This window comes from Niallia yueguangensis (genome assembly GCF_052663115.1).
Map to the genome: position 1 here is coordinate 129,227 of NZ_JBQTCX010000011.1, position 17,673 is coordinate 146,899.

The following is a 17,673-nucleotide window of genomic DNA, read 5'->3' on the forward strand; positions in this document are numbered from 1 at the left end:
GCTACAGGCTGTTGAAAAACGTTCGCTCTCTTCGTCACTCCCATTTTTTGCGATGCTCATTACCAGGTAAAAGTGGATGAATGACTAAATATACAACGTCCTGTTGCAACGTCGTTCTGACTAACTTCCTGTTAGCCGCCGCTTCTCAAAAAGGGTCGTTCCTCGATAGATAAACGTTTTCATTCAGCCTGAAAATTTTGTTGCAATCTTACTTTTACGATAAGCTGCCTTCACTTTGTTCCAGTTCTTTTTGCAGCTGTGCTAATTGTTGTTGTTCAGCACTAGTTGTATTGGCATATGCTGAACTAATTGCATTTTTGGCTTTTGCAATTAAATCTTGAACATCTTGTCCTTGAGCGGACTTCACTGATTCAACTGCTTCTCTTGCTTCTTGAAATAGTCTATTTCCCATTTATATTCCTCCATGAGCAGATTCCTTCACATTGGCCATTTTATAACTTTCTGCTTCTGCATAGGTCATGTGATAAGGGATACGTTCAGCATGCTTAGATACAGAGTCTACACCCTTTTGTACAAAGCGTTTTGATTTATTACGTTTTCCTCCCATAGGTAATCCCTCCAAATATAAGTGGTATGAACAGTAATAAAAGTAATAAAGATTATTACTGTTCTCCTATAGTATGGAACAAGCATAAAGGATTTAATGGCGGTAAAGTTAACCACTTTCATTACATAGCTTTTAAATTTAACGCTTCGTTTAAATAAACAGCAATGCCATCTTCTTCATTGCTTAGAGTAACTTCATTGGCGAGAGATTTTAGTTGACTTATGCCATTGCTCATCGCAATTCCTTTTCCTGCATATTCAATCATTTCAAAATCATTATCCTCGTCCCCGAAAGCAATAATATTTTGTTGTGGAATTTGATAATAGTCGGACACTTTTTTTAATCCAACCGCTTTATTTAGGCCAGATTTTACAATTTCAATCACGTGAAACGGATCAGCCCAGCGGCGGTGGTCGATTAAATCAGCATGTACATCTGATAAATGATTGCGAATATTTTTAACATGTTCTTCTTCTGTATGAATTAATAAACATGTAGGAGCAGCTTCTAAAAAATTAAGAAGATTTCCGGTTGTTGTTCTCGGATTTCCTAATGAAAAAATATCAATTAGCTTCTCATCATGATAATGAAAGTACACGTCATCAATTACTTCTGCTACAATATTGTGGAAAGAAAAATCATGACATGCTTCAACAATGTTTTTTGCCGTTTTCATTTCTAACGGAGAATGGTAAAAGCCCCAGTTTTTATCTTTTGGATGATGAATAAATGCCCCATTAAAGTTAACGATAGGTGTATCTAAATTTAATTCTTTGTAGATAGCTTCACTTGCACGATAAGGTCTCCCGGTAGCAATCATCACAATATGTCCGGCTTCCCGTGCTTTTTGAATAACATTTTTGGTTAGGGGAGAAATCGTTTTATCATTTTTTAATAATGTTCCATCAAGGTCAAGTGCTATTAAATGTTTTTCTGTCATAGTTTCTCCTTCTTGTATGGTTATAATAGTATTAGTTATAAGTGGTTGTTTAAAAAGTCACCACATGATATGTGATGAATCTCTTCGGTGGCTTGCTTTTAACTTGTTGTTCCCTTTTGCATTATAAGGGCAAAATTTAGAAAAATTAAACACTTCATGATACACTTAATTTACTATCCAATACATACATATAAAATTTTATTATAATATATGCATCATTTCTAGCTTATTTCTGTAAAGGTTTGTTAAATGGGTTAAATATACATCTATCCAACATATTGACGAGTTTTATAAACAGAAAATGCATCGTATTATATATGGTAACCTATTTTTATGATTTTTCAAAAAAATAAGAGTTGAAGGTGTTTCTTTGATGATTGTTATTGAAAAAGTATTTGTAAATGAAATTCCGTTATTACATATTATGAAAAAGAAATATTACGACCAAAAACTTCCTTTCATCTTGTTTATTCATGGCTTTACGAATGCAAAAGAGGATAATCTTTATATTGCATACAACTTAGCGGAAAAGGGATTCCGAGTTGTTTTGCCTGATTGCTTATACCATGGAGAACGAGACGAAGGATATAGAAACATGGATTTGGATATTCGCTTTTGGGATATTGTATTAAAGACAATTGATGAAATTCAAATGATTAAAGATTATTTTAAAGAAAAAGGATTAGTGAATAATAATCATATTGGACTAGTTGGTGCGAGTATGGGTGGCATTGTTACTTTAGGGGCGCTTAGAAAATATCCTTGGATCAATGCTGCAGTCAGTTTAATGGGTATGCCTTATTATCAGAAATTTACGCAATATAAAATCGACAAAGTGAAGAAAAGTGGCTATCAACCCCCCATTAAAGAGGAAGAGATTGCTCACTTAATCCGTCGTTTAGAGCAATGGGATTTAAGCGAAGCTCCGGAGACGTTAAATAATAGACCGTTAATGTTTTGGCATAGTAAACAAGATGAAATTGTTCCATATAATTATTCCTATCAATTTTTCGAAACAATAAAGCCTTTGTATGATAGAACACCCGAAAATCTTGTTTATATAAGTGATGAGAACTCGGGTCATAAAGTCAGCAAATTGGCGATGACAAAAACAGTGGATTGGTTTGCAACGCACCTACAACAAACTTAAAGGTGCAAAGGCTTTTATTTAAGATAAGAAAGCAAAAAATTTCGAACCTAGTTTAGTGTCTAGCTCCAGCGCCTAGCCCCTGTGAAAGATAACCTCTTGCCTCTAAAAGTAAAAAACACTTTTTGAGTCAAGAGAACATTTTTCTTCGGGGCTGAGCAAGGCGCCTGCGCTTTTCTTAACAGCAGGTAAATCTTGTTCTTTTTCATTGCCGCTTATTTTTGTTATGATAAGTACATTACTTATTATACATGTATTTAAAAGATGAAATTTAAAGGCTGTTTTCGTATAGATTGTTGCTTTTAAACTCGCAGGCTGAATGAACTTCGCTTTCCATGGGCGAGCGTCGAGCCTCCTCGTCGCATACGCTCCTGTGTGGTCTCGTCTTTCTCTCATTCCCATAGGAGTCTACGTGTATTCAGCCTGCTGAGTATTTCTTTTCCCATTTTGTATGTGAAAAACAACAAACTTTGAGAAAACAGCCAATTTAAAAATAATAAACGGGAGTGGTCTAAATGAATGAAGAGTTAAAAGAAAGCATTATGGGAGCACTAGAAATGGTTATTGACCCAGAGTTAGGGGTTGATATAGTAAATCTAGGTTTAATCTATGATTTAGAATTAAAAGAAGATGAGACGTTAGTTGTCACTATGACCTTAACAGCAATGGGTTGTCCTTTAGCAGGCGTCATTGTCGATCAAGTAAAATCCGCGCTTGCAGATATTCCAGAAATTAAAGATACGGAAGTAAATATTGTTTGGACTCCAGCATGGACAAAAGATAAAATGTCGCGTTATGCCAAAATCGCTTTAGGCGTTCAATAAAAATTACTATATTAGGTCATGCCTCACAATAAAATGGGGGAAGTGAGGCATGACCATATGTGACAATTGAAACTGCAAAACGATCGGGATTTTTATCAGAATATTTTTACTATTTTTATGATGAAAAAGTAGTATATGGATATATATAGCAAGTCTCTATATGGAGTTGAATAATAATGACAGCAACAGGAATAAAGGATAAATGGAATAGACCATTAAGAGATTTAAGAATAAGTGTAACAGATCAGTGTAATTTTCGTTGTCAGTATTGTATGCCTGCAGAAATTTTTGGACCAGACTACCCTTTTTTATCAAAAGAGGAGCTGCTCTCGTTTGATGAACTAGAAAGGTTGGCAAAACTATTTGTTTCATTAGGGGTAGAAAAAATCAGGCTGACTGGGGGAGAACCGCTGATGCGGAAAGATCTCCACATCTTAGTGAAAAAATTAACTGAAATTAAAGGTCTTCATGATATAGCACTAACAACCAATGGTATTTTCCTGCCGAAATATGCAAAAATGTTAAAAGAAGCAGGATTAAAAAGGGTAAATATAAGCATCGACAGCTTAAATGATGAGCTTTTTGGAAAAATTAACGGCAGGAATGTCGGCGTTGCACCAGTGAAAAAGGGAATTCAAGCAGCAAAACAGGCTGGACTTGGTGTGAAAATTAATATGGTTGTTAAAAAAGGGTTAAATGAGCAGGAAATCATTCCGATGGCAAAATACTGTAAAGCAGAGGGGCTTGAACTTCGGTTTATTGAATATATGGATGTTGGCAGTACAAATGGATGGAAAATGGATCAAGTAGTAACAAAAAAAGAAATGTACAGCGTTTTGCAGGAGCATTTTTCTTTAGTACCAACAGACGCAGATTATTATGGAGAAGTTGCTAAAAAGTATCGTTACGAAGATGAACCAATTCATGTTGGCTTTATTACATCCGTATCGGAATCTTTCTGTTCCAATTGTACAAGAGCCCGTCTCTCAGCAAATGGCAAGCTTTATACATGCCTATTTAATGGAAAAGGCCATGATATTCGAGATTATATGAGAGCAGGGGCGACGGATAAAGAATTAACGAACTATATTCAGGGCATCTGGGAAAAAAGAACAGACCGATATTCAGATGAACGAACAGAAGAAACAGCGGCAACCCGCAAAAAAATGGAAATGTCATATATTGGTGGATAAGCTGTGTTAACTTTAATGGGAAAAAAAGAACAATAGTGCTCAATTGATTGTTTTTTTCCTTAGAAAGGATGGAGTGTCTCCGCTCACACTGCCTTTATTAGGTTAGAATCTGCCGTTTCCTTGTTAGGTGGTGGGTTTTGTAACAAGATTGGAGGGAATAGACGAATGCTTGTTGAAAAAAGAACGCCAATTCAAATAGATGATGCTATTAAAAAAGTGATGGAATATAAAAAAGAGGGATTAAAGGAATTTGTCTCAATAGTGGAAAGCAACGGCCGCTATTTATGCGAAGATTTAACTGCAAGTCATGATGTGCCGCGTTTTGATCGTTCCGCATATGACGGTTTTGCCTTGCGTTCCATTGATACAATCGGCGCATCAACACAACAGCCAATTAGTTTAGAAGTGATCGACGAAATAGGTGCCGGTCAAGTTTGCCGCAAAAAAATTGGCAAAAATCAGGCGGTTCGTATTATGACAGGGGCGATGCTTCCAGCAGACTGTGATGCAGTCGTAATGTTTGAAAAGGTGTACGCTTATAAAAATAATCAGCATACGTACATTACGTTAACACATGGTCTTCAAAAAGGAGAAAATATTTCCTTTCAAGGAGAAGATGTCAAAAGTGGAACGGTATTAGTAGAAAAAGGTACAAAAATTAATCCAGGGATTTTAGCACTTTTAGCAACTTTTGGGTATGAGAAGGTGCCAGTTGCCAAAAAGCCTGTTGTTGGTGTTTTTGCAACTGGAACAGAACTGCTAGAAGTAGATGAAGAACTAGAAGAAGGAAAAATTAGAAATAGCAATGCCTACATGGTAATGGCTCAAGTTGAAAGAGCAGGTGCAACCCCTTTATATTTCGGAAAACTTGCAGATGTATTGGATACAAGCTATGAAGCGATACGTGAAGCGGTAAACAAGGTCGATTTATTGATCACTACGGGCGGGGTTTCCGTTGGAGATTATGATTTGCTTCCGGACATATACCAAAAGCTCGGGGCAGAAGTGCTTTTTAACAAAATAGCAATGCGGCCAGGAAGTGTGACAACAGTAGCACATTTTAATGGAAAAATGTTATTTGGTCTATCTGGGAATCCTTCTGCATGTTATGTCGGTTTTGAGTTATTTACAAATCCAATCATTAAATCGATGCTATATTCGCAAAAACCTCATTTGCAAATAGCAAAGGCTGTTTTAAAAGAAAATTTCTTAACCACTAATTCGTTTACGAGAATGATTAGAAGCAGAGTAACAACCGTCGACGGAATATTAGAAACAACTACAAGCGGTGTAGATAAATCGACCATTGTAAGCAGCCTTGCATTTGCCAATGCTTTAACCATTTTACCAGGCGGTGATAAAGGCTATAAAAAAGGAGAGCAAGTGAGGGTTATCCTGCTTGAAGAGGAATTTGGCAGCGAAAGGCCTTGGTGAAAAAAGAGAGGGGACATTTCCCCTTACAACAAGTAAGACTTTCCTTGTTAGCTTCATTATTCCTTGTTTTTATATACACTTAATTTCTCAAAGTTTGTTGTTTTTTACATAATACATTTGGAAAAGCGTTTCTTAGCAGTCTGCATACACGTAGACTTCTGTGGGAATGCGCGAAAGACAAAACCCCATAGGAGCGTATGCGTGGCCGCTGAGAAGTGTTTTATTATATAAATTATAGGTAAAACCCATATATTTAGTAGGATGAAAATGGTATAGAGAGTTTGAAAAAGCCCATCATGTTGGTTAGGAGAGGCGTCCGCACGACTCCTGCGGGATTAGCGAGATAGGCGAGACCCCACAGGAGCAAAGCGACGAGGAGGCTCGGCGCTCGCCCCGCGGAAAGCGTGTGGTAAGCCTCGGAAAACCGAACGAAAATCTCTGAGTGCTTAGATTTTTATTATCTTTATTTCATAGCAGTCACTTTTTCAGTGACCTCAGCGTATGCGACGAGGAGGCTCGATGCTCGCGAGTTTAAAAGCAACAATCTACAATCTATACGAAAACAGCTAAAGAATAAAAAGGAGTGGGGTGTAAAAAAGAGTGAAACGTAATAAACTGCTCACCACTAAATATTTACGTTCCAATGAAAGCTTTCATCTGGTTTATGCGCATTTCTTCTTCTGAAAAAATCACCCCAATTACCCGATTTTTCTTTTCCCCTTAATTCTTCCACTTTTAAATTCCGAAAAAGTTAGAAAACTAATACTTTTAAGAAAAACTGGTTGATTTTATAATACTAAGTTTTTATAATAAGAGAATCGAATATTAATAAATATAAAAATAAATGATTAAATATACATCATTTCCTAATTGAAGGAGGAAATTATGAAAGCGGCAATTATCGGTACAACAGGCTACGGCGGGGTAGAGTTAATTAGAATTTTGCATACTCATCCTGAAATTAATATACAATCTGTTCATACAACAAGAGAAGAAGTTCCAGTTTGGAACGAATATCCTCATTTATATAACATAATAGAAAATAAATTAGAGAAAATACATCCACATAAAATTGCAGAAGAATGTGACATCGTATTTTTTGCAACTCCTTCTGGTGTTTCTAGTAAATTAGTAGAAGATTTTGCAGAAACATCTATTAAACTGGTTGATTTATCTGGTGATCTAAGGCTGCGTAATACAGATGACTATAAAAAATGGTATAAAAAAGAGCCCGCAAAAGCAGATTTAATAAACAAATTTGTTTATGGACTTTCCGAGTGGAATAAGGAAGAAATAGAAAAAGCAACGTGGATTTCTAATCCGGGCTGTTATCCGACAGCATCCTTATTAGGGTTGGCCCCAGTAGTACAAGAGGGAATCATTAAACCAGACAGCATTATCATCGATGCAAAGTCAGGTATTTCAGGTGCGGGGAGAAGCCCATCAAGAGGTACAATGCTTGCGGAAATGAATGAAAACTTTAAAATATACAAAGTGAATCAACATCAGCATATTCCAGAGATTGAACAACAGCTAACTGACTGGAATGGCGACATTCAGCCAATCACTTTTTCAACTCACTTGCTGCCAACAAACAGAGGCATCATGGCAACGATGTATGCATCTTTAAAAGAAGAATATACAACTGCCGCTATCCATGAACTGTATAAAGAAGCGTATAAAGATCATCCTTTCGTCCGTGTCCGACCAATTGATACATTCCCGACTATTAAGGAAGTCAGCGGATCCAACTATTGTGATATTGGTGTTCATGTAGACGAAAGAACAGGAAGATTAACGATTATTTCTGTAATTGATAATTTAATGAAAGGTGCAGCAGGGCAGGCAGTTCAAAATGCAAACATCATGAATGGGTTGCATGAAACGACTGGATTAAACTTTTTACCACTGTACCCATAAGAGGAGGAGCAACAAGTGCAGGTAATATCGAACATTAATGAAGAAGAGTCATCCCTTATTAAAGAAATAGCGGATGGAAGTATTGTATCGCCGATCGGGTTTAAAGCAGCAGGAGTGCATGCTGGAATAAGATACAGTAAAAAAGATTTAGGTTTAATTATAAGTGAAGTGCCAGCTAATAGTGCAGCAGTGTATACAACAAGTCATTTTCAAGCAGCTCCATTAAAGGTGACGCAGGATTCTATTGCAGCGGAAAAGCTTATTCAAGCGGTTGTTGTAAATAGTGGATGTGCAAATGCTTGTACAGGAGAAAAAGGGTTGGAAGATGCCTACAAGATGCGCCAGTTAGCAGCAGATCAACTGAATATTAAAAAAGAATATGTTGCTGTTTCTTCTACAGGTGTAATCGGCGAATATTTGAAAATGGATAAAATTAGTGACGGAATAAAGCAGTTAAATAGCGGGAATACTTCAAGCCATGCGGATGCATTTCAAGAAGCAATATTAACAACGGATACGGTTATGAAAAAATGTTGCTACGCGGCTACGATTGACGGTGTAACGGTAACAATGGGCGGTACAGCAAAAGGATCAGGCATGATTCATCCAAATATGGCGACAATGCTTGGATTTATCACAACAGATGCGAATATCGATTCTGATTTATTGCAAGAGTCACTTAGCGCGGTTATCCCAACGACGTTTAACCAAATAACAGTGGATGGAGATACTTCCACAAATGATACGGTATTAGTAATGGCAAACGGTTTAGCAAATAACAGTGCATTAACTAAAGACCACCCTGATTATTCAGCTTTTTTAGAATTATTAGCTAAAACTTGCGAAAACTTGGCTAAGCAAATTGCAAAAGATGGAGAAGGGGCAACAAAATTAATTGAAGCAGAAGTTTCAGGCTGTAAATCAGAGGAAGAAGCAAGAATGATTGCGAAACAAATAGTAGGATCTAGTTTAGTAAAAACTGCTGTTTATGGATCCGATGCAAACTGGGGAAGAATCATCGGGGCTATTGGTCAGACAAATGCTGATGTAAATCCTAATACAGTCGATATTGCGATTGGAAATATCGTCATGTTAAAAATGAGCGAACCACAAGTATTTTCAGAGGAAGAAGCAATTAACTATTTGAATCAAGATTTTATTAAGATATCTGTTCATCTTCATAACGGAGAAGCGAAAGGAAAAGCTTGGGGATGCGATTTATCTTATGATTATGTCAAAATAAACGCAAGTTATAGAACGTAGGAGTGAGCCGAATGAAAACAATTCTGATAAAATGTGGCGGAAGTGTAATAGACCAGCTTTCAGACGATTTTTTTACTAGTTTAAAAGAATTAAAGAAAAGTGGCTATCAATTAGTATTTGTTCATGGCGGCGGACCCGACATTAATGAAATGCTTGAAGTAGTTGGCGTTGAACCGGAGTTCCATAATGGACTCCGCAAAACAACAACGGAAACGTTGAATATTGTCGAAATGGTTCTTTCTGGAAAAACGAATAGAAAGCTTGTTCAGTTATTAAGTAAAAATGGTCTTCCTTCAATCGGAATCAATGGTACAGATGACCATCTTATTCAAGCATCATTAATTGATGAAGAAAATCTTGGGCTAGTTGGCAATGTTCAACAAGTAAACAACCAAATTATTCATCTTTTATTAGAAAAAAACTATATACCAGTGATAACACCACTTGGAAGCACTGAAGAAGGTGTGACACTAAATATAAATGCAGATTATGCTGCTGCTGCAGTAGCGAAAAGTTTAGATGTAGAGCATTGTTTATTTGTTACCGATGTGGAAGGTATCATTATTGATGGAAAAGTAGCTGCTCAATTAGAAGAAGAAGCGGTTCATCATTATATTGCAGAAGGTCAAATTACTGGCGGTATGATTCCGAAACTAACATCAGCTCTTTCAGCACTGGAAAGCGGATTAAAAAGTGTCATGATTGTTTCAGGGAAAAAAGCTTTTTATCAAGAAGAAACGTTAAAAGGTACACAAATTGTAAAAAAGCAGGAGGTAATCAAATGAGTCATTTATTTCCAACTTATGCAAAATGGGAGATTGAACCAGAATCAGCAAAAGGCAGCTATTTAATCGGTACAGATGGAAAAAAATATCTGGATTTCACTTCAGGAATTGGTGTATGCAACTTAGGACATTGCCATGACGAAGTAAAAGCGGCTATTGAAGAACAGTTAAATAAATTTTGGCATGTTTCTAATCTTTTTCCAATCGGTGCACAAGAGAAGGCGGCAAAATTACTAGCAGATGCAAGTGGAATGGATGTTGTCTTTTTTGCGAATAGTGGTGCAGAAGCGAACGAAGCGGCGATTAAATTAGCTAGAAAAGCAACTGGAAAAACAAAAATTATTACTTTTTTATCTTCTTTCCACGGCAGAACGTTTGCGACAATGTCAGCAACGGGACAAGATAAAATTAAACATGGTTTTGGACCGATGTTAGAAAAATTTGAGTATGTTCCATTTAATGATATTGAGGCATTGGAAAGTCAGTTAACAGATGATGTAGCGGCTGTTATGCTTGAAGTGATTCAAGGAGAAGGCGGCATTCATGTCGGGACAAACGAATTTCTTCAAAAAGTAGACGCATTATGCAAAGAAAAAGGTACCCTGCTTATTATTGATGAAATTCAAACAGGAATTGGCCGGACTGGAACACCATTTGCTTATCAGCAATTCGATATAAAACCAGATATTATTTCTTCTGCAAAAGGACTGGCAAACGGAATGCCGGTAGGTGCTATTGCTGCAAAAGAAGAGTTAAAAGAATTTTTTGGTCCAGGAAGCCACGGTACGACATTTGGTGGAAACCCACTTGCAATGGCGGCTGCGATTAAAACAATGGAAATTATTTTTCAGGAAGCTTTTTTACAAGAAGTGAATAAAAAAAGCGAGTATTTAATGAATGCTCTAAAAGAGAAATTTGAACATAATGGACATGTAAAAGAGGTTCGTGGCAAAGGGCTAATGATCGGAATTGAAATGGATCAGCCAATTGGCAATCTATTAAGTGATTTAAGAAAAGATGGTTTAATTGCATTGCCAGCAGGTAATAATGTGATTCGTTTATTACCGAGCTTAACATGTACGATAGAAGAAATAGATGTAGCTGTTGCAATATTAGAAACACGCATAAATTTTTATACAAAAGTAACAGTTTAAGATGTATTTTTTTGCAAGATGATGTATAATTATAAGAAATTAATAATAAATATACAGAGATTTGTATAAAAATGGCTTAAACGATATTGTTGTTTTTGTCTATATTTTAAGCACTGAGCAGCAGGAATACACGAAGACTCCTACGGGAAAAGCGAAATAGGCGAGACCCCGCAGGAGCGAAGTGACGAGGAGGCTCGGCATTCGCCCGTGGAAAGCGAAGTGTATTCCTGCTGTGGACCTTCTTTTAAAATCAACAATAAAAATAACAAAGCCTAAAAAATAAGGAGAATGTTCGGCGTTATTTCTAGGATGTCGAGCACTAGAAATTAAGAATATAGAGGTGTACAAAATGGAAGGATATTTACACTTAAAGAACGGAGCGAAATATAACGGAACATTTCTGACAAACACAGCGGAAACATCCGTAAGTGGAGAAATTGTTTTTTTTACAGGAATGACAGGGTATCAAGAAGTGCTAACAGATCCTTCCTATAAAGATCAAATTATTGTTTTTACGTACCCTTTAATAGGCAACTATGGGATTAACAATGAAGATTTTGAAAGCAAAAAACCGCATGTGGCAGGTGTCATTGTTTATGAGGCGAATCAAGAGGCGTTTCATTATCAATCACAGCATACCATTGTAGAGTATTTACAAAAATGGGATATCCCGTTATTAGCACATGTTGATACGAGAGCTATTGTAAAAAATATTCGCCAAGAGGGTTCTATGCCAGCTATGATGACAACAAAAGATACGGTGGAATCGGCAGAAATTTCTCTAAAAAAAGATGTGAAGGTCGCCAATGTTTCAGAAAGTAATTCGCAAACATACGGAAAAGGCGATTACCATATCGTGCTAATGGACTTTGGCAAAAAAGAGTCAATGTTGGATGCATTAATCGAACGAGGCTGCAAAGTGACAGTTGTTCCATATAATACGTCTTTTGAGGAAATTAAACAGTTAGATCCAAATGGAATTTTATTATCGAACGGACCTGGAGATCCAAAAGATATTGTAGAAGTGCTGCCTACTGTGAAAGCATTAATTAAACATTATCCTACTCTTGGAATTTGTTTAGGACATCAGCTAGCAGCATTATCACTTGGAGGAGAAACGTCTAAATTATCCTTTGGACATCGAGGAGCAAACCATCCTGTAATAGATAAAAAGAATCAAAAAGTGTTTATGTCCTCTCAAAACCATAGTTACGTAGTGGTCGAAGAAAGTTTACAAGATACAGGCTGTACTGCACGTTTTTACAACCTGCATGATGAGTCTGTTGAAGGACTGACACATGCTGATTATCCTTTGCTAACGGTTCAATTCCATCCAGAAGCAAATCCAGGACCTTCAGAAAGCCATTATATATTTGACGAATTTATTGAAAATGTGAAAGCAAATTATGGGAGAGTTATTGCATATGCCTAAAGACACAACAATACAAACGATACTCGTAATCGGATCAGGTCCAATTGTAATCGGGCAAGCGGCAGAATTTGACTATGCTGGGACACAAGCATGCATGGCTTTAAAAGAAGAAGGATACAAAGTAATCCTTGTAAATAATAACCCAGCAACAATTATGACAGATCAAACATTTGCGGATTCTATTTATTTTGAACCATTGACAGTCGATGTATTAGAAATGATCATTCAAAAAGAAAAGCCAGATGGACTGCTTGCTACATTAGGTGGACAAACAGGCTTAAATCTTGCTTTCCAATTAAGTGAACAAGGAATTTTACAAAAATATAATGTGAAACTGCTTGGAAGTTCGATTGAATCGATTAAAAAAGGAGAAGACCGTGAAGCGTTTCGTCAGCTGATGTATGAATTAAATGAACCTGTACCTGAAAGTAAAATTGTGCATAAGGTAGAGGAAGCGGTCCAGTTTGCGGAAGAAATTGGTTTTCCAATTATCGTTCGTCCAGCTTATACATTAGGTGGAACCGGCGGGGGAATTGCAGCAAATATGGAAGAGTTTACGAAGCTTGTATCGGGTGGTTTACAAGAAAGTGCTATCGGACAATGTTTAGTAGAACGAAGTATTGCTGGATTTAAAGAAGTCGAATATGAAGTAATGCGCGATAGCATGAATACATGCATCACGATTTGTAATATGGAAAATATTGACCCAGTTGGCGTTCATACTGGTGACAGTATTGTTTTGGCTCCATCACAAACGTTAACAGATGTAGAATATCAAATGCTGCGTTCAGCATCGATAAAAATAATCTCGGCTTTAGGGATTATTGGAGGATGCAACATTCAATTTGCACTAGATCCTCAAAGTAAAAAATATTATTTAATCGAAGTGAACCCAAGGGTTAGCCGTTCTTCTGCACTTGCTTCAAAAGCAACTGGTTATCCGATTGCAAGAATGGCAGCGAAATTAGCAGTTGGCTATACATTGAATGAAATTATCAATCCGGTAACTGGTGATACTTATGCAAGCTTTGAACCAGCACTGGATTATGTAGTAGTGAAATTCCCGAAATGGCCATTTGATAAATTCCCAACGGTTTCGAGAAATCTTGGTACGCAAATGAAGGCAACCGGTGAAGTAATGGGGATTGACCGAAATATTGAACGTGCCCTTTTAAAAGCAATTCGTTCATTAGAAATCAGCGCCAATGATTTGAAATACCCAAATCTTGCTGACGAGTCAATGGACACATTATTTGGAAAGCTAAAAGAACAAACAGATGAAAGATTTTTTATTCTTTTAGAGCTTATTAGAAGAAATGTAACACTTGATGAACTGCATGCTTTAACAAAAATTGATTTGTTTTATTTGCATATATTCCAAAGACTGATTAACATGGAATTAGAAATTTCCCAGTCTAATTTACAAGCTGCAACGAATGAATCACTGCTTAAATGGAAAGAAAAAGGATTTAGTGATGCTTTTATTGCAAGTGAGTGGGGATGTTCAGAAAAGCAAGTCCGGGAAAAACGCAAAGAATTCGGTATTCTGCCAATTTACAAAATGGTTGATACTTGTGCAGCAGAATTTGAAGCTAAAACAAACTACTATTACTCCAGTTATTACGGGGAAAATGAACAAACAGAAAGCAATAAAAGAAAAATTCTTGTTATTGGCAGCGGACCGATTAGAATTGGTCAAGGAATTGAATTTGATTATTGCTCCGTTCATGGTGTTTTTGCCCTTAAACAAGAAAATATTGAAACAATCATTATTAATAATAATCCTGAAACAGTTAGTACGGATTTTGCCACTGCGGACAAATTATATTTTGAACCGTTAGTAACAGAAGATATTATGAACGTGATTGAATCAGAAGGAATAAAAGAAGTAATTGTTCAATTAGGGGGACAAACTGCCCTGAATGTTGCGAAAGCACTAGAGGAATATGGTGTTGAAATTCTTGGAAACAGCAGTCATACGATTGATTTGCTTGAAGATAGAGATTTATTCTATAAACTATTAGACGAAGAGAATATTCCTCATATTTCAGGGGATATTGTTTTTGAAGAAGGTCAGCTGTTGGATGCTGTTGAAAAGCTAGGATATCCTGTGTTAATTAGACCATCTTATGTAATTGGCGGAAAAGGGATGGAACGCATCGAAAACAACGATGACTTGAAAAAGTACTTAACTACCGATATTCCATATCCGGTGCTTGTCGATCAATTTATGCATGCTTCTGAAGCAGAATTAGATATTGCAGCAGATGGCTATGATATATGTGTACCAGCTATTATGGAGCATATTGAAAAAACAGGTGTTCATTCTGGTGATAGTTTATCCATTTTGCCTGCAAAAAATTTATCAAAAACTGTAAAAGAAAAAATGCTGGATTATGGGCAAAAAATTGTCAGAAACACAAAATATAAAGGATTAATGAATATTCAATACATTATTAACGGGGAAGATGTTTATGTATTAGAAGTTAATCCGCGTGCAAGCAGAACGGCTCCGATTATTAGTAAAGTAACAAGTGTTCCACTTGTACAAATTGCGACAAAAATAATGTTTGGAAACTATAAATTAACGGAGCAAGAAAAAACATTTACAGATGATATTCCATTTACATGTATAAAATATCCTGTTTATTCAAACTATGCTTTAAAAGGCCTTGATTCGAAACTTGGTCCAGAAATGAGATCAACAGGAGAAGGAATTGCGCTTGCTGATTCACAGGAAGAGGCATTAAAGAAAGTATTCCATCCTGCTTTAAAGAAAGTAGACAATAAACAAATTGTCATTAAATCAGACAAAAACAATAATTTGCTTCGCAGTAAGGCAGAAGCGGCCGGTTTAATTGTGAAAGAAGCTTCTGAAGGTTTAGAAGAACTGCTGGCACAGCCGGAAACAGTTGCTTTTTATAATAATACGGACGATGAAAAGGATCAATTCTTGCGTGAATTGGCAACAAGAAACAGAATTATCACTTTTACACAAGAAGAAAGTGCAGAAGCATTTATTTCTTCTTTTAACGTAAATGCATTTTCCGTTCATTCGATAAATGATTGGCACAATATGTTAAAAAAGGACGTGAGTATCGTATGATTACAACTTCAGCATTAGATTTAAAAGGAAAGGATCTGTTGACATTAACAGAGGTATCACCTGAAGGAATTTTAGAGCTGCTTAAAAAAGCGGAAAAAATTAAGGAAGCGAAATTAAGCGGAAAAGAATATACTCCATTAAAAGGAAAAACGTTAGGGATGATTTTTGAAAAATCGTCTACAAGAACAAGAGTATCTTTTGAAGCTGGGATGATGCAATTAGGCGGACATGCACTATTTTTAAGCAGTCGTGATCTTCAAATCGGCAGAGGAGAACCAATTTCTGATACAGCAAAAGTACTATCAGAATATGTGGATGCTATTATGATTCGTACTTTCTCCCATGATACAGTTATAGAATTAGCAGAACACGCTGCGATTCCTGTTATCAATGGGTTAACAGATCTTCACCATCCATGCCAGGCATTAGCTGATTTATTAACCATTCAAGAAATTAAAGGGACATTAAAAGGTCTGAAGCTTGCTTATATTGGTGACGGAAATAATGTCGTACATTCTTTATTAATTGCATGTGCAAAAGTAGGAATCGATATCGCTGTTGCTACTCCAGTAAATTATGAAGCAAATAAAGAAATAGTAGCATTAGCTGAAAAGTTTGCGAAGGAAAGCGGCAGCAGCATTTTATTAACAACAAATCCTGTTGAAGCAGTAGAAAATGCAGATGTTATCTATTCAGATGTTTGGACAAGTATGGGCCAAGAGGAAGAAAACGAACAACGTTTAAAAGACTTCCAAGGCTTCCAAATCAACAGTGAACTAGTAAAACATGCAAAAGATGACTATATTTTTCTACATTGCCTGCCTGCACACCGTGAAGAAGAAGTAACAGCGGAAATCATTGATGGCAGCAATTCAGCAGTATTCCAACAAGCAGGAAATAGACTGCATGCTCAAAAAGCATTATTAGTTGAAATTCTGAAGTAACAAAAAAACCTCCTTTAGGGGGTTTTTTTGTTTGTTTCTGAAAAACGCTCTTTCCGTATAGATTGTTGTTATTTACCCCGCAGCCTGAATACACTTCGCTTTCCGCGGACGGAGCCCAATGTCATTAAGCTAGGATTCAAAAAAAGGAAAATAAGCAACTAAATAGGAAGTAAGGGTTTCCGTTCTGTTCTCCGAGGCTTACCGCTCGCTTTCCACGGGGCGAGCGCCGAGCCTCCTCGTCGCTTTGCTCCTGTGGGGTCTCGTCTGTCTCGCTTTTTCCGCAGGAGTCTACGTGTATTCAGGCTGCTCAGTGCTTCAGCCATGTTTATTATTTCATTCAAAAACAACCAACTTTTAGAAAACAGCCTTCTGAAAAAAATAAATAAAAATTCCCATCATGTAAGTGAAAAAAAAGGAGATAATAAAAAAGCAGTTAATAAAACTGTATAAAGTTTCATTGACAGTTTTTTAAGGAGGCATACAATGGGACAAAGTAGACAGTTTCGTTCAGGGCAAAAGGCTCCTAATAATGGTTTATATATAGAAATTGGTGAAACAGGCAGCAATGTGAATAATCCGCAAAGATTAAAGATGAAAGCTGGAGACCGTTTTCCTGAAACTTCTAACCATAATAGAGTATGGACTTACCAAAGAAAACCTTAAGATATAACTTTCCCAAAAGCCATCCGGAGTAACAAACGGATAGCTTCAGGCTGTCGACAAACGCTCGCTTTCTTCGTTGTTCGCCTTGCTCGGATGCTCATTACTGGGTAACAGAGGATGAACGACTAACTACGCCACGTCCTGTGGCAACGTCGTTCTGACCAACATCCTGTTGCCCGCCGCTCCTCCCAAGGCTTCACGCCTCGAAAGACAAACGTTGTCGATCAGCCTGAAAGTTTTTGCTAAAATCACTTTGTCTACACTTTGAAGCCATCCGGAGTAACAAACGGATGGCTTTAC

Annotated in this window: 15 protein-coding genes; 12 read left to right on the plus strand and 3 right to left on the minus strand. The window is 36.8% G+C overall.

Going from position 1 to position 17,673, the window contains the following annotated elements; all coding sequences use genetic code 11:
* Nucleotides 1–214 precede the first annotated feature (214 nt).
* The 3 genes from ACTYA4_RS12340 to ACTYA4_RS12350 all read right to left on the minus strand — a co-directional run bounded on the left by ACTYA4_RS12340 (nucleotide 215) and on the right by ACTYA4_RS12350 (nucleotide 1,508).
* Nucleotides 215–412 carry a DUF3813 domain-containing protein gene (locus ACTYA4_RS12340; RefSeq protein WP_443481848.1) on the minus strand — a complete coding sequence of 66 codons (198 nt, stop codon included), beginning with the start codon at nucleotides 410–412 and terminating at the stop codon, nucleotides 215–217.
* Nucleotides 413–568 (minus strand): hypothetical protein, encoded by a 156-nt coding sequence (locus ACTYA4_RS12345; protein WP_443481849.1) that lies wholly within the window; start codon nucleotides 566–568, stop codon nucleotides 413–415.
* Between the two features lie 121 nt (nucleotides 569–689).
* A complete protein-coding gene (locus tag ACTYA4_RS12350) occupies nucleotides 690–1,508 on the minus strand; it encodes a Cof-type HAD-IIB family hydrolase (RefSeq protein ID WP_443481850.1) in 819 nt (272 codons plus the stop codon).
* A 373-nt stretch (nucleotides 1,509–1,881) separates the two neighbouring features.
* Here ACTYA4_RS12350 and ACTYA4_RS12355 point away from each other — a divergent pair, with 373 nt between their 5' ends.
* The 12 genes from ACTYA4_RS12355 (at nucleotide 1,882) to ACTYA4_RS12410 (ending at nucleotide 17,373) form a co-directional block, all read left to right on the plus strand.
* Entirely contained in the window at nucleotides 1,882–2,658 is a 777-nt protein-coding gene (locus ACTYA4_RS12355; protein WP_445505671.1) for an alpha/beta fold hydrolase, read from the plus strand.
* Nucleotides 2,659–3,170: 512 nt separating this feature from the next.
* A complete protein-coding gene (locus ACTYA4_RS12360) occupies nucleotides 3,171–3,479 on the plus strand; it encodes a metal-sulfur cluster assembly factor (protein ID WP_443481852.1) in 309 nt (102 codons plus the stop codon).
* Nucleotides 3,480–3,655: 176 nt separating this feature from the next.
* Nucleotides 3,656–4,672, plus strand: a complete 1,017-nt coding sequence (moaA, locus tag ACTYA4_RS12365; RefSeq protein WP_443481853.1) for a GTP 3',8-cyclase MoaA — start codon at nucleotides 3,656–3,658, stop codon at nucleotides 4,670–4,672.
* Nucleotides 4,673–4,837: 165 nt separating this feature from the next.
* A complete protein-coding gene (locus ACTYA4_RS12370; protein ID WP_445505672.1) occupies nucleotides 4,838–6,106 on the plus strand; it encodes a molybdopterin molybdotransferase MoeA in 1,269 nt (422 codons plus the stop codon).
* A gap of 885 nt (nucleotides 6,107–6,991) precedes the next feature.
* A complete protein-coding gene (gene argC, locus ACTYA4_RS12375) occupies nucleotides 6,992–8,026 on the plus strand; it encodes an N-acetyl-gamma-glutamyl-phosphate reductase (RefSeq protein ID WP_443481855.1) in 1,035 nt (344 codons plus the stop codon).
* Nucleotides 8,027–8,041: 15 nt separating this feature from the next.
* Nucleotides 8,042–9,289 carry a bifunctional ornithine acetyltransferase/N-acetylglutamate synthase gene (gene argJ, locus ACTYA4_RS12380; protein WP_443481856.1) on the plus strand — a complete coding sequence of 416 codons (1,248 nt, stop codon included), beginning with the start codon at nucleotides 8,042–8,044 and terminating at the stop codon, nucleotides 9,287–9,289.
* Nucleotides 9,290–9,300: 11 nt separating this feature from the next.
* Nucleotides 9,301–10,074, plus strand: coding sequence for an acetylglutamate kinase (argB, locus tag ACTYA4_RS12385; RefSeq protein ID WP_445505673.1), 774 nt, complete (start codon nucleotides 9,301–9,303; stop codon nucleotides 10,072–10,074).
* Complete coding sequence (gene argD, locus ACTYA4_RS12390; protein WP_443481858.1) at nucleotides 10,071–11,228, plus strand: acetylornithine transaminase; 1,158 nt, start codon at nucleotides 10,071–10,073, stop codon at nucleotides 11,226–11,228. The genes argB and argD overlap by 4 nt, the downstream gene beginning before the upstream one ends.
* A 349-nt stretch (nucleotides 11,229–11,577) precedes the next feature.
* Nucleotides 11,578–12,660, plus strand: coding sequence for a carbamoyl phosphate synthase small subunit (locus tag ACTYA4_RS12395; RefSeq protein WP_443481859.1), 1,083 nt, complete (start codon nucleotides 11,578–11,580; stop codon nucleotides 12,658–12,660).
* Nucleotides 12,653–15,766: a carbamoyl-phosphate synthase (glutamine-hydrolyzing) large subunit gene (gene carB / locus ACTYA4_RS12400; RefSeq protein ID WP_445505674.1), complete on the plus strand. Its 3,114-nt coding sequence runs from the start codon at nucleotides 12,653–12,655 to the stop codon at nucleotides 15,764–15,766. The genes ACTYA4_RS12395 and carB overlap by 8 nt, the downstream gene beginning before the upstream one ends.
* The gene (argF, locus tag ACTYA4_RS12405) at nucleotides 15,763–16,710 is read left to right on the plus strand and encodes an ornithine carbamoyltransferase (protein WP_445505675.1); all 948 of its coding nucleotides are present in this window, start codon (nucleotides 15,763–15,765) and stop codon (nucleotides 16,708–16,710) included. Before carB ends, argF begins: the two co-directional genes overlap by 4 nt.
* A 483-nt stretch (nucleotides 16,711–17,193) precedes the next feature.
* Nucleotides 17,194–17,373, plus strand: coding sequence for a YjzC family protein (locus ACTYA4_RS12410; RefSeq protein ID WP_443481862.1), 180 nt, complete (start codon nucleotides 17,194–17,196; stop codon nucleotides 17,371–17,373).
* The last annotated feature ends 300 nt before the right edge of the window (nucleotides 17,374–17,673 follow it).